10 protein-coding genes are annotated in these 13,236 nt (G+C 41.9%); all 10 read left to right on the top strand.

Going from position 1 to position 13,236, the window contains the following annotated elements:
- Positions 1-50: 50 nt before the first annotated feature.
- The 10 genes from H6G41_RS00840 to H6G41_RS00880 all read left to right on the top strand — a co-directional run bounded on the left by H6G41_RS00840 (position 51) and on the right by H6G41_RS00880 (position 13,142).
- Positions 51-230: a hypothetical protein gene (locus tag H6G41_RS00840; protein WP_206756934.1), complete on the top strand. Its 180-nt coding sequence runs from the start codon at positions 51-53 to the stop codon at positions 228-230.
- 116 nt (positions 231-346) lie between these two features.
- Positions 347-469 carry a hypothetical protein gene (locus H6G41_RS35600; RefSeq protein ID WP_277877975.1) on the top strand — a complete coding sequence of 41 codons (123 nt, stop codon included), beginning with the start codon at positions 347-349 and terminating at the stop codon, positions 467-469.
- Positions 470-499: 30 nt separating this feature from the next.
- Positions 500-2,119, top strand: a complete 1,620-nt coding sequence (locus H6G41_RS00845; protein WP_190742723.1) for a pentapeptide repeat-containing protein — start codon at positions 500-502, stop codon at positions 2,117-2,119.
- A gap of 149 nt (positions 2,120-2,268) precedes the next feature.
- On the top strand, positions 2,269-3,135 hold the full coding sequence (locus H6G41_RS00850; protein ID WP_190742725.1) for a calcium-binding protein: 867 nt from the start codon (positions 2,269-2,271) through the stop codon (positions 3,133-3,135).
- A gap of 153 nt (positions 3,136-3,288) precedes the next feature.
- Positions 3,289-6,258, top strand: a complete 2,970-nt coding sequence (locus tag H6G41_RS00855) for a peptidase domain-containing ABC transporter (protein WP_190742727.1) — start codon at positions 3,289-3,291, stop codon at positions 6,256-6,258.
- Between the two features lie 675 nt (positions 6,259-6,933).
- Positions 6,934-8,313: a HAMP domain-containing sensor histidine kinase gene (locus H6G41_RS00860; protein ID WP_308795681.1), complete on the top strand. Its 1,380-nt coding sequence runs from the start codon at positions 6,934-6,936 to the stop codon at positions 8,311-8,313.
- A 281-nt stretch (positions 8,314-8,594) separates the two neighbouring features.
- Positions 8,595-9,263 carry a winged helix-turn-helix domain-containing protein gene (locus H6G41_RS00865; protein ID WP_190742731.1) on the top strand — a complete coding sequence of 223 codons (669 nt, stop codon included), beginning with the start codon at positions 8,595-8,597 and terminating at the stop codon, positions 9,261-9,263.
- A gap of 168 nt (positions 9,264-9,431) precedes the next feature.
- The gene (locus H6G41_RS00870; RefSeq protein ID WP_190742733.1) at positions 9,432-9,941 is read left to right on the top strand and encodes a helix-turn-helix domain-containing protein; all 510 of its coding nucleotides are present in this window, start codon (positions 9,432-9,434) and stop codon (positions 9,939-9,941) included.
- A gap of 337 nt (positions 9,942-10,278) precedes the next feature.
- Positions 10,279-11,388, top strand: coding sequence for a molybdopterin-guanine dinucleotide biosynthesis protein MobB (locus tag H6G41_RS00875; RefSeq protein WP_190742735.1), 1,110 nt, complete (start codon positions 10,279-10,281; stop codon positions 11,386-11,388).
- Positions 11,389-11,423: 35 nt separating this feature from the next.
- Positions 11,424-13,142: an ABC transporter ATP-binding protein gene (locus H6G41_RS00880; protein WP_199315969.1), complete on the top strand. Its 1,719-nt coding sequence runs from the start codon at positions 11,424-11,426 to the stop codon at positions 13,140-13,142.
- Positions 13,143-13,236 lie beyond the last annotated feature (94 nt).

Consider the following 13,236-nt stretch of genomic DNA (forward strand, 5'->3'; position numbering starts at 1 on the left):
TACCAAGTAACAGCGTGCATCTTACCAACATTCAGCAAACAAGGGAAATTATGGAAAAAGTGAGTTTTAACGATCTGACTCTAAATATTGGTGGTGTTGCTACAGCTAGTAGCCGGATTGAAGTTACTGGAACTGGCGAAGTGCTAGCGGTTGTCGCTGGGATTACTGCTGGACAATTAACAGGAGCAAATTTTATTAGCGGTTTTATAGAAGCTCCTGAGCCTATTTAAACAATTTGCTGCTGTTCGCAATTACCTTTTGCGTAGACATGAAGCGGCTTGTCGCTAGACATCGCTTCTACAGCGAACACAAAACAAGCAATAGGGGATGAGGGGAGGATGAGGGAGTGTGGGGAGTGTGGGGAGTGTGGGGAGTGTTCTTACCCATGCCCAATGACGCCAGTTGCTACAACGCGGGAAACCCGCGCAACGCACTGGCTCCCCAATGCCCCATGCCCAATGCCCAATGACAACTAATAACTTTTCTGAGGGTGCATACCATGACAGCTCAAAACTTTAACAATCAAGTTCTGGTGGGAAATAATTTTAACGGACAAAATCTGAATGGTTCGACGTTTGTCGCCGCTAGCCTCACGGATGTCCAATTGGTTGGTACCCTACTCAGAGGCACTGACTTCTCACTAGCAACTCTGATTAATGTTAATGCCTCAAATGCCATCTTTGCTCCGAATACTAACTTTCCCGCACCAGCAGATTTTTCGCAAGCAACATTGCAGAATGTCAATCTCAGTGGGGCAAACTTGAGACGGGCAAATCTGACATTAGTCAACACATCAGGTATTAACCTTTCAAATGCCAACCTGACTGATGCCATTCTCCGGGAAGCCAATCTGAGTGGTGAACAATCTGAGCGTCCCAATTTTACTGGTGCTAACTTAACCCGCGCTGACTTGTCTTTGGCGAATCTCAAAGCTGCTGACTTTACAGGTGCGAATCTCACAGATGCTAACCTCCAAGGGGCTATTCTGGAAGCGACTCTCCTAGTCAATGTCAATGCTACAGGTGCAGATTTCCGGTTGACAAATTTCACGGATGTGACTCTGCAAAACGCTATTTTTGACCGGGCTAATTTCAGTGGTGTCTCTTTAAGTGATGCTCCCCTTCAACCAGGTCAAACTGCTAATTTGAGCTTTCGTGGTGCAGATTTAAGTGGTGCGCTGATAGATGATGCCATTTTGACAAATTCAGATTTTAGTGCTTCTGGTAGTACAGTTACTAACCTGACTGGAACCAGATTTGATACTACCGATATCAGTGGATCTAACTTCACCGCCGCTAATGCTGAAGGTGTTTTTATTAACGGATCTGCGGTTGGTGCTAATTTTACCGATGCTAACCTAGTTAACGCTGACTTTACGACAGCTAACTTGACAAATGCCAACTTCACTGGCGCTAACCTGACTGGGATAAGGACAACCGATGCGATCGCTATTGGTGCAAATTTCACAAATGCCATTTTGACTAACGCCGATCTGTCAAAAACCAATTTTACTGATGCCATTTTCATTGGCGCTGACCTCACTGGTGCGATCGCTGTTGATAGTATTGGTCTGACTCTAGGAACTGCTGGTAACGATAATATTACTGGCACAAGTGCTAAAGATAACATCTTTGGCTTTGATGGCAATGACACCCTCGCTGGTGCTGGTGGTAATGATTATCTTGATGGCGGTGAAGGTGCTGATAACCTCAATGGTGGCGATGGTAATGATTACCTCGTTGGTGCTAATGGTAATGATGTCTTAACTGGGGCTGGTGGTGCTGATACTTTAGTTGGTGGTGCTGGTGCTGATAACCTCAATGGTGGTGCTGGTGTCGATCGCCTCACTGGTGGTGCTGGTGCTGATACCCTCAATGGTGGTGCTGGTAACGATACCTATATTTTTGCATCAGGCTTTGGAAGCGATCGCATTACCGCTTTCACCAATGGTGGTGACAAAATTGACCTCACAGCATTTGCAACCAGCTTTGGCTCTTTGACGGTAACTCAAAATGGGGTAAATACGCTGATTTCTGGGGCGGTATTTGGCAGTGGTAATAATATCATCTTGGCAAACTTCACCGCCACTAATGTAGATGCGAGCGACTTTATCTTTTAATTTTCTGTGATTTTGTGTGAATCATAGCTAGCAAAACTTTAGATCCCCAACTTTTTTTAAGCTGGGGATCTATAAATTATCTGTAAACCTTTATGATTAATTTGTTGGACTAAAACTAATATAATTAATGACAAAATATTGAAATAACCATGCGGATTCTGTTTACTATAGCCCACTTTTTTAATCCTCATGGTCAGGGTAAGCACGCCTCCCAAAGGAAAGACCCCCGACCGCGATTGATCGCATTAACTCAAAGTCTTGCAGCTTTACATCAGCTATTTGGCAAGTCTCAAAGCATCATCGATATTGGACAGCGAGTAGCTTTACCAGCAAATCAACCCCAAGCTGACGATTTAGATATTGTAATTTGTACTACCCAAGGTCATCATCTCCTAAATCACCTATCTTTGCCAGATCACTTTTATCAAGAGAATTCTACTCAAGTAGAACCAATGCTGTTAGGATTTGAATGTCAAGCAATATTGCGTGATTCACTTGGTAAATATGATTATTACTGTTTTTTAGAGGATGATTTAATCCTGCACGATCCTTGGTTTTTTATTAAATTAAACTGGTTTAACCAGCAAACAAATAATCTCAATCTCCTCCAACCGAATCGCTACGAAGTTGCCACTCATAATTTAACCTGCAAAGCTTATATTGATGGGGACTTATTACCTAGAATAACTGCAAATTTTCAAAATATCAATGAAAATCCCCAAATTCAGGGGACAATTATGGGTATGCCTATTAAATTTCGTCGTACTCTCAATCCCCATTCTGGCTGCTATTTTTTGAATGCTCATCAAATGGCTCATTGGGCTAATCAATCTGATTTTCTTGACCGCGATACCAGTTTTATTAGCCCTTTAGAAAGTGCTGCGACTTTGGGAATTATGAAGACATTTCGCGTTTATAAATCTGTCCCAGACCAAGCAAGTTTTTTAGAAATACAACACTTTGGTACTCGGTTTCTCAGCCTGATTGGTAAAGAAGTAAGTTTAGCAGCTATTTAAATTATGATTTGCAAATGAATTAATTCTCAACAAATCTAATCGGCAGAGATAATCGATTTTATTTCTACAAAAAAATGAAACCAAATTAATTTCAGCCCCCGGATTTATCTGTGGGGTTATTAATTTTTAATTTTAAATTCGGAGCAAAACAAGGTGACATATACTCAAAGCAGTTTTCAAGATTTTCTCGCAGCAATGGAGGGTTTTAATCAGTTACCTAGTGAAGTACTGGTTAATTTAGCATCAAAACTCAAACCACAATTGTATTCACTAGGACACAAAATTATTGACCAACAAAGCATACCCCAAAAATTGTCTATTATTTATCAAGGAACAGTTCGTCTATTAGCGTATGAACCTAAAACACAAATGCCAATTCCCTTAAAGTTACTGCAACCAGGAGAAATTCTGGGTGAGATTAGTTTACTGCGAGAAGTGGCTTGTGAGTTAGCGATCGCATCTACTGAAGTCAAATGCTTAACATTAGATGCTAATGATTATTTATCCTTGCTGGCTAATTACCCAGAGTTTGCCCAATTACGCCAATACCAAAGTAATTTGGCGGAATTGTATCATATTTTGACTACACAGTCAGATTTAGCAAATGTAGACGATATTAATTTCAAACAGCTGGCGCAGCAAGTTTTAGCTAATGCCAAAGTAACATATCTTCCTCCGGGAACCACAGCAGTTAATCAACTTAGTAGTGACAGGATTTGGTTTGTTAGTGGTGGGGGAACTGTCAAGAACTTTGATTGTGGTTCTCCTCTGGAATTTTACCGTCCAGCATACACCATTGAAGTTGAGGGAACAAATCCAGCGCGGTTGCTGGGGGTGCGCAAGTCAGATTTATTAGCAAATAATCCTCATGCAGATATTACCAACAAAGTAGAAATTCCTTATGCACCTATCGAGGAATTAGCACAACCACAACGCCCTACTGTCAAGACTGAAGAGAAAAGTACAAACAGGAAGTATCCCTATTTTAAAGGGAAAGGGCAGTTAAATTCCGCGATCGCCTGTTTTCAAATGCTCTGTCAATATCTGCACATGCCGTTTCGGCGCGAGGTTATTAACCGTATCTTAACCGAGCAGATGCAACGCCAGGATATAATCCCCTTTCAGGTTTGTGCAGCTTTGGCGGAATTAATTGGACTCAAAGCAAAATTAGGAGATATGCCTTGTGAGCAAATTACCCGCATTCCTACCCCGGCGATGATTCACTATGGCGATAGTTATGGGGTAATCTATGAAGTAAGCGATCGCCTCATAGTAATTGCTGTACCATCCAAAGGTATACTCAGACTCAAACCAGCTGAACTGCTTTCGCAATTAGCACTAGAAGATAGCGATACTAAGATCCGCGTATTGTTACTTTCCCCCACTAAAACCACACCTAAACAACGCTTTGGTTTGCAGTGGTTTCTACCTTATATTTCCCGCTATCGTTCTGTATTGTTAGAAGTATTTATTGCTTCCTTATTTGTGCAGTTAGCAGCCCTAGCTAACCCCTTAATTATTCAAATCATTATTGACCAAATCGTTAGTAATAGTAGTTTTAATACTTTACATATTTTAGGTGCATTTTTATTAGTCGCTGCCCTATTTGAAGCGATAGTATCTACATTGCGTACATATTTATTTGTAGATACTACTAACCGCATTGATCTGGGGTTAGGGGCACAAATTATTGACCATTTACTACGGCTACCCTTACCGTATTTTGAACGCCGACCTGTGGGAGAATTAGCCACCCGCATCAACGAATTAGAAAATATTCGCTCTTTCCTTACAGGGACGGCTTTAACTGTGGGGTTAGATTCTCTATTTTCGGTGATTTATATCATCGTTATGGCGATTTATAGCTGGAAACTTACCTTAGTAGGTTTATCTACTATTCCTATATTTATTATTATTACTACCCTGGCTGCTCCCACTATTAGAAAACAGTTAAGAGAAAAAGCCGAACGTAACGCCATAGCTCAATCTTATTTGGTTGAGGTGATGTCAGGGATGCAAACTGTCAAAGCCCAAAATATTGAATTACAAGCGCGCTTTTCTTGGCAAGAACGTTATGGACGTTATATCGCTTCAGGCTTCAAAAAAGTAGTTACTTCGACTTTGGCGAGTTCTACCAGTCATTTTCTCAATCAACTAAGTAGCTTGTTAATTTTATGGTATGGCTCTTACTTAGTATTGCAAGGAGAATTAACTTTAGGTGAATTAATTGCCTTTAGAATTCTCTCTAATTATGTCACAAGTCCCATATTACGCCTCACCCAACTTTGGCAAAATTTCCAAGAAACTGCTTTATCATTGGAACGGCTCAGCGATATTGTTGATACACCCCAAGAAGCTGAAAAAGACCATGAAAAAATGGCCTTACCACCCATCACAGGTGCAGTTAAATATGAGAATGTCTTCTTTCGATTTAATTCAGGGAGAGCATTACAACTTTGCAATGTGAGTGTAGATTTAGCTCCCGGACAATTTATTGGTATCGTCGGTCAAAGTGGTTCGGGAAAAAGTACGATGATGAAATTACTGCTGAGATTGTACGAGCCAGAATCCGGCAGAATTTTAATAGATGGTTATGATATAGCGAAAGTAGAATTATATTCCTTGCGCGGACAAATTGGTGTGGTACCTCAAGATACCTTGTTATTTGACGGTACAGTGCAAGAAAATATTGCTTTAACACATCCCGAAGCCACCACCGAGGAAATTATTACAGCCGCGAAAATAGCCGCCGCCCACGAATTTATTATGAACCTGCCTAACGGTTATAATACAAAAGTAGGCGAACGCGGTTCAGCGCTTTCTGGGGGACAAAGACAAAGAATTGCGATCGCGCGTTCAGTTTTAGAAAAACCCAAATTACTCGTTTTAGACGAAGCTACTAGCGCTTTAGATTACTTAACAGAACGTCAAGTTTGTTTAAATTTAGCCCAAGCATTTCAGGGAAGCACCGTATTTTGCATTACTCACCGCCTCAACACTATCTCTCATGCAGATATGATAATTGTCATGGATAGCGGTAAAGTGATAGAAAAAGGAAAACATCAAGAATTAATGGCTTTAAAAGGCTATTACTATAACCTCTACAATCAACAAGAATTATAGTTTTTATCAGCCATCTTCTATAGTGTAAGGGAACTTCAAAAAATAAATTATTCCGTTCAAGTCGTTGACGGTTGACGGTTGACTGTTAACTGTCAACCGTCTGTAGGGGCGGGTTTTGTGAGATATTCACGCTCCTAACAGATATGTCGGTTAAACCCGCCCGTACAACAATAGTAATGGAATATTTTTTTACTTGGAAGTCCCTAAGCTAATGCACCTCTAAATTTCATAACTATTCATAATGGCTGTTAACTGTTGACAGTCAACAGCCCTCGCGATGGATTGTGCAACTTAAAATCAGAATAGCTGACAAAGCTCGTCTCCTGATTGTTATTGCTTTGGTGACAAAACCATATATGTGACTTCTATTTTCAACTAAATGTTCCCTCTGCCAAATATTAATTTGCTACAACAATTACGGTAGAATCTTTTTATTACTCAAGCGCATTACTTAAATTTAAGTAATGCAACTTTTATAACTTATTATTGCCAAAGTCAAGTCGGAGGATAAAGTAAATATGAAATGAGTTTCTTGATTGTCAGATTAATGATTCTTGACTCTGGACTGACAAGAGAATGAAACAGAAAAATTCCTCATCCCCACTCTATAGAATAATATTTAGCCTGCGCACACATATAGTAATTGCTTATATGTTGCTCATGGGATTTTCATCTGTGGTAGGTACTTTTGTAATCGATCAAATTCTATTTTTTAAGATACAGGAGCGAATTAACAAATCTCTAGTGCAAGAAATGCAAGAATTCCGCATGTTAGCGGATGGAGTCAATCCGGAAACTAGTAAACCTTTTGAGGATGACATCGATTCTATCTTTAAGGTTTTTCTCACAAGTAACATTCCCGATGACGATGAATTTTTGGTAGCAATATTAAATGGGCAAATTTACCGTAGTAGTCCTATAGCTCTTCCTAGCTGGTTTAAATCTGATTCTTATATCGTCAAAGCCCTATCTCAAATCAAAATGGCCGAAGAAGGCGAATTTAGCACCCCAGATGGTGAAGTGATTTACCTAGCTCAACCACTAATTAGGGGAGGTAAACATGGAGTATTTGTGGTGCTTCATGCTACTTCTGGCGAACGCGATGAGGTAAGTGAAGCCGTTGTAGTGATTATCAAAGTCAGCGTGATTGTCACAATTGCATTTTCCTTTTTTGCTTGGGTAGTAGCTGGAAGGGTACTCAAACCCCTAAAACTGCTGACAGAAACTACTCGCTCAATTGGGGAAACAGACCTGACACAACGCCTACCAATCAAAGGTGCAGATGAAATTTCCCAACTCACTATCACATTCAATGAGATGCTGGAAAGGTTAGAAACAGCCTTTACGAGCCAACGAGATTTTATCAACGATGCTAGTCATGAACTGCGAACACCAATTACAATTATTCGTGGTCATCTGGAACTGTTAGGTGAAGATCCACAAGAGCGACAAGAAACTATCGAATTAGTTCTAGATGAACTAGACCGAATGAATCGCTTTGTAGAAGACTTGCTGTTACTAGCGAAGTCTGAACAACCAGATTTTTTAAATTTAGAAGTTGTCGAAATTAATTCTTTAACTCTCGAACTTTATGCCAAAGCCAAAGCCTTAGCCCCACGACAATGGCGCTTAGATGCTATAGCCAGCGGTCGGATTCGGGCCGATAGGCAACGTTTAACTCAAGCAATTATGAATTTAGCGGAAAATGCTACACACTACACCAAAGAAGGTGATGCCATCAGCTTAGGTTCAGATGTGAGAAATAATCAAGTGCGTCTTTGGGTACGGGATACTGGCGAAGGAATTCCCTTAAGCGAGCAACAGCGAATTTTTCAGCGCTTTGCTCGTGGCTTGATTAATCACCGTCGTTCCAATGGTGCTGGCTTGGGATTATCCATTGTTCAAGCAATTGCAGAAGCTCACAGTGGTAGAATTGAACTCTTCAGTCGCCCGCATGGTGGCTCGACTTTTACCATAGTAATTCCGCTCAAACCCATCCCCAAATCCACCAAACGCGGCAATAAAAATTTATTACTTCACAGAACTGAATCATAGCTAGAAAGCAGTCATGATGAAAAAATTTTCATCGCCATCCATCAAATAAAAAAGGTTGTGAAACCCCTATATATTTTCACAAACAAAGATAAAAATTTCTCTTGAAAGTTAACCGTCAACACCTCTTGTAGCTCTCAGTGCAGTCAACAGTCAAAGCTATTTTCAAGCTAGCCATTCACGCCAGGTTTTGACACAACCAAGCATGAAAATCTCCCTCCCCAATGCCCCATGCCCCATGCCCAATGCCCAACAGATACAATTTTTACAGGAGATAGCCTGAGGTGAACAGAATTCTGATAGCAGAGGATGAACCTCGCATTGCTAGCTTTTTACAGAAAGGATTAAAAGCTAATGGTTTTACTACTGCTGTAGCTAGCACAGGTGATGAAGCGATTTTTTTGGCTTTGAGTGGGGAATTCGATCTTTTGATTTTAGATATTGGTCTTCCTGGTAAAAGTGGCTGGGTAGTCTTAGAAGAATTGCGCGGTCAAGGAGAAATGCTCCCAATTATTATTCTGACTGCCTGTGACGATGTCAAAGACAAAGTAACTGGGTTAGAAAGTGGTGCTGATGACTATGTTACCAAGCCATTTCGCTTTGAAGAACTGCTAGCGCGTATTCGCCTGCGATTGCGCGACTATCGCTTGCCGAAAAATAAGGATGAAATGTTACTGACCGCGGGCGATATTATGTTAGATTTACGTACACGCAAAGTCAAGGTAGGCGATCGCTATATTGAATTAGCCGCCAGAGAATTTACTTTAGCCGAAATCTTTGTGCGTCATCCCGGTCAAGTCTTAAGCCGCGAGCAACTACTCAGCCATGTCTGGGGTTATGACTATGACCCTGGTTCCAATATAGTTGATGTTTATGTTGGTTATCTGCGTAAAAAACTAGGTAGCGATTATATTGAAACAGTTAGAGGGATCGGTTATCGCTTAGATACATGAGAAAACTCTCATAAAAGCTTTAATACAGATTAATTGAGGTAATCAATAATAGTAACAAGCAAAAAAAACGTATTTTTTGCCCTATCTAAATCTTGAAAAATGGTAGTCCTACCATTCGCTAATTTTACGTGTGAAATTCAAAGACAGGGCAAGTGGGGATCGGTAATTATGGCCAGACAATTAAAAATAGAAATAGCGGAGAGTGCAGAACTTTTAGAAAAAAGTCTGAAAAAGGCAAAACATGCATCTCACAAGGAACGATTGCAGATGTTGTGGTGGCTAAAAACAGGTCAAGTTACACAGCATCATGAATTAGGTCAGCTATTGGGGCGCAGTCCAGCAACCATTACCCGTTGGTTACAACAATATCGCCAAGGAGGATTGGAAAAGCTGCTGGAAGTGAGAACAGCACCAGGGGCGCAAAAAAAAATTCAAGGCGAAGCCTTGGAGAAACTGAAACATCGTTTAAACTCACCTGAAGGGTTTCACAGTTACCGCGAAATAGTAGAATGGCTAGACCTAGAGTGTGGCCTGAAAATTAAATATGACACGGTAAATCGATTTGTGCGCGAGAAGTTGAAGGCTAAATTAAAAGTCTCACAACTAAGAAAGCAAGAGCAAAAAGAAGCTTTAATTGAGAATTTGCAACCGATTTATGTTTGGCAAGAGAGTGCTTAAAAAATAGCACTGAAATTGTCAATTTGATATTGACAAGTTCATACCTTCAATTAGCAATACCTATTTTTTTAATTTTGCTGCTGCTACGCATTTAAGAGTTACATTCGCGCACATGCAAAACTTCAATGCGTAACACCTCAGCATTGACTATCTCTCATATCATCAGTGTGAGATTTGGCTATCTACTTTTTCCCCGCTAGGGGATAGATTTTCCTGTCTTGGACTTGGTGATTATACCACTTAATCAATGGCATCAGGGATCGCTCTACATCTCTTTCTTAAAACTAGGGCTGTTTTGAGGCGATCGCCTTGGGCGATAAATCAAGAGGAGGCAGTTATGATCAAGGTTAATCAATTGACATCTGGAAGACTGGCAAAAGCAAAAGCAGGATATACCACACGTTCAGTCGATGTAAATGCGATCGCCACAATTTTAACGGGAGATATCCAGCCGAAATCCGGGGATTTAGTCTTAGTTAGAGTAGACTCCATTGGTCAGCACGAACGCATCGACCAAGTCAATGGTCGCAAAGCGATCGTTTTTGTGGGAGATGAATTAGTTCTTTGCTATGGGAACCGTTATGCTCCCGATCAATTTGAAGCCGAGATTCCTTCAGACTTATCACCATGTCATTTAGCCGCCGCCGGGGGGATAGCCGCAAGAGTTCTCTCTCAACACGCTAAGGTAAAATTACCCACCGCCGTTACTCCTATTGGATTACTGGGAGATAGACAAGGAAAACGCCTCAATCTAGCTGATTGGGCTTTACCCGCCACTAACTACATTGGGCAAAGACCTTCCACAATAGCTGTTGTGGGCACATCAATGAACGCTGGTAAAACCACCACCGCCGCTCATTTAATTAACGGTTTAGCCAACTCAGGCTTGAAAGTTGGTGCAGCCAAGATTACTGGTACTGGTGCAGGTAACGATACTTGGCTGATGCAGGATGCGGGCGCAAGCTTCGTTTTAGATTTTACTTGCGTTGGGTTTCCCAGTACATATCGCGCTACTCCCAAACAAGTACAAGAGATTTTCATCACCCTAACTAACCACCTAGCAGCTCAAAGTGTAGATGTCATTGTTTTAGAAATAGCCGATGGCTTGTTTCAAGAAGAAACATCAACTTTAGTTTCCTCCCAAATTTTCCGCCAAACTGTTGATGGCGTGTTATTTGCGGCTGGTGGTTCCTTGGGCGCAGCTGCTGGCGTGGAATGGTTGCAAAAGCAGAAACTACCTATAGTTGGTATTAGTGGTTTGGTAACTGCATCGCCTTTAGCAGCCCGTGAAGTACTGCAAATTACTTCATTACCTGTTTTAGATTTGCAACTGCTGAGAACAGAAGCCATTAATATCTTAGCCAGTGCCAAAAAAATCGAAAGTCTACCCTTAGTTTTTTCATCTTCCCTATCAGTACCTCCTACTGTTTTGACAGCGCAAGATTAAGTAGGGTTTGCTGATTTAATAGAAAAAGAATAATTATGCAGATTCCTCGCATATTAAGTGGTATCCGCATCTGGCTGCTCAGCCGCTTAGTAATGAATGGCTTTTTTCAGGCAATTGCTACATTAGCCAATGCTTTTCTCGTAGAACTAGCTTTTGACAAAATCATTACAGCCGTTGACCCTAGCTTTAATCAAAAAATTTGGCAAATAGGTTTAGGTTTAGTAGCAGCGGCTGTTGTTACTGCTTTACTCCGGATGATGGAACGGACTGATGCTGAACGCATAGGTCAAGAATATGTTTACGAACTCCGGATGATTTTGTACGACCGATTAATGAACCTTTCCCCACGAACGCTGCAAAGTCGCACTCAGGGCGGGATAATGCTGCGCTTTGTCAGCGATTTAAGCGCTATTCGCCAGTGGGTTAGTTTGGGATTGGCTAGGCTTGTAGTCGCGATTACGGCGGCGATCGCTTCCTTATTAGCTTTATCATTAGTCAATACAAGATTGGCTTTCACAGTAGCTGTTATCTTGACAATTGGCACTGTTAGTGCATTTAGGCTCAGCCAAAAAATGAGAACTACAGCCAAAGAAGCGCGAAATCGTCTGAGTAGACTTGCGGGGAATATCAACGAAAAGGTCGGTTCTATCGCCGTTGTCCAAGTTTTTGGACAGTCTCAGCGGGAAAAAAGGCGAATTGCCCGTCAATGTCGAGATTTAGAACAGGCGATGGTCAACCGGGCGGTAGTAGCTGGGCAAATGCAAGCCATTACCGAGGGCACAACGGCGATCGCAGCTAGCGCTACTTTATTAATGGGGGCGCTAGAAGTAGCCGCCAATCGCGCTACCCCTGGAACCGTGGTCGCCGCCATGACAATTGTCGGTTTTTTAGTACCCCGGTTGCGAGACTTGGGTAAAGTGCAAGAATACTGGCATAACTCGCGGGTAGCATTGGCAAAGATTCAGCAATTTTTAGCCACCCCTTCCCTGGTAAAAGAAGTACCTAATGCACCTGAATTGCAGATGGGGCCGGGATGTTTAGAATTTGATGCTGTCAGCCTAGAAGGGTCTATAGATAACGTTAGCGCGATCGCCTTTCCTGGGGAAATTGTCGCCATCGTCGGCCCCAATGGTGCGGGAAAGTCAACATTATTATCTCTCGCCGCCCGTTTAGTTGACCCCGATAAAGGCGTGATTCGTCTCGATGGACAAGACCTAACCAAACACAGTTTAAAATCTGTGCGGCGAGCCATTGGCATGGCAGCACTAGATTTACCACTTTTGCGGGGAAGCGTTGATAAAAATCTCCGCTATCGCTGGCGGGATGCACCCATAGAAGAAATTACCAGAGTTCGTAAATTGTGCGGCATTGATGAACTACTAGCAGAACTTCCAGAAGGAGAAAAAACCAGAGTTGCTGAAGGAGGTAAAGGCTTATCCGCAGGACAACGCCAACGCATTGCCTTGGCTAGGGCAATTTTAGGCAATCCCCCAGTATTACTACTAGATGAAGTCGATGCTAACTTAGATGCCCAAGCCGCCTCGGTTGTAGATCGCATCCTCGCAGAATATCAAGGCACAGTTTTAATCGTTACCCACCGCAAAGAACGCCTAGCCGCAGCCGATGCAGTTTGGTTCTTAGAAGCCGGTCGCCTTATAGAAGCCGGAGCCACCAAAGATTTATTAGCCAAAGATGGCCCTACTAGTCGCTTATTTTGGTCACACACCCAAAGCCTGATGTCTGAAAGAGGTTGACCGTTGACCGTTGTACGGGCGGGTTCACAAATATCCTTACCGAGCAACGATAATTCTCAATAAACCCCCCCCTACTGACTGTTGCCCAATGCCC

The organism is Tolypothrix sp. FACHB-123, from assembly GCF_014697075.1.
In the GTDB taxonomy this organism is placed as follows: domain Bacteria; phylum Cyanobacteriota; class Cyanobacteriia; order Cyanobacteriales; family Nostocaceae; genus Aulosira.

Bases quoted from the DNA above. Each gene is read 5' to 3' on its own strand.
- H6G41_RS00840 (WP_206756934.1), top strand. From the start codon at position 51: ATGGAAAAAGTGAGTTTTAACGATCTGACTCTAAATATTGGTGGTGTT.
- H6G41_RS00850 (WP_190742725.1), top strand. From the start codon at position 2,269: ATGCGGATTCTGTTTACTATAGCCCACTTTTTTAATCCTCATGGTCAG.
- H6G41_RS00875 (WP_190742735.1), top strand. From the start codon at position 10,279: ATGATCAAGGTTAATCAATTGACATCTGGAAGACTGGCAAAAGCAAAA.
- H6G41_RS00880 (WP_199315969.1), top strand. From the start codon at position 11,424: ATGCAGATTCCTCGCATATTAAGTGGTATCCGCATCTGGCTGCTCAGC.
- H6G41_RS00870 (WP_190742733.1), top strand. From the start codon at position 9,432: ATGGCCAGACAATTAAAAATAGAAATAGCGGAGAGTGCAGAACTTTTA.
- H6G41_RS00845 (WP_190742723.1), top strand. From the start codon at position 500: ATGACAGCTCAAAACTTTAACAATCAAGTTCTGGTGGGAAATAATTTT.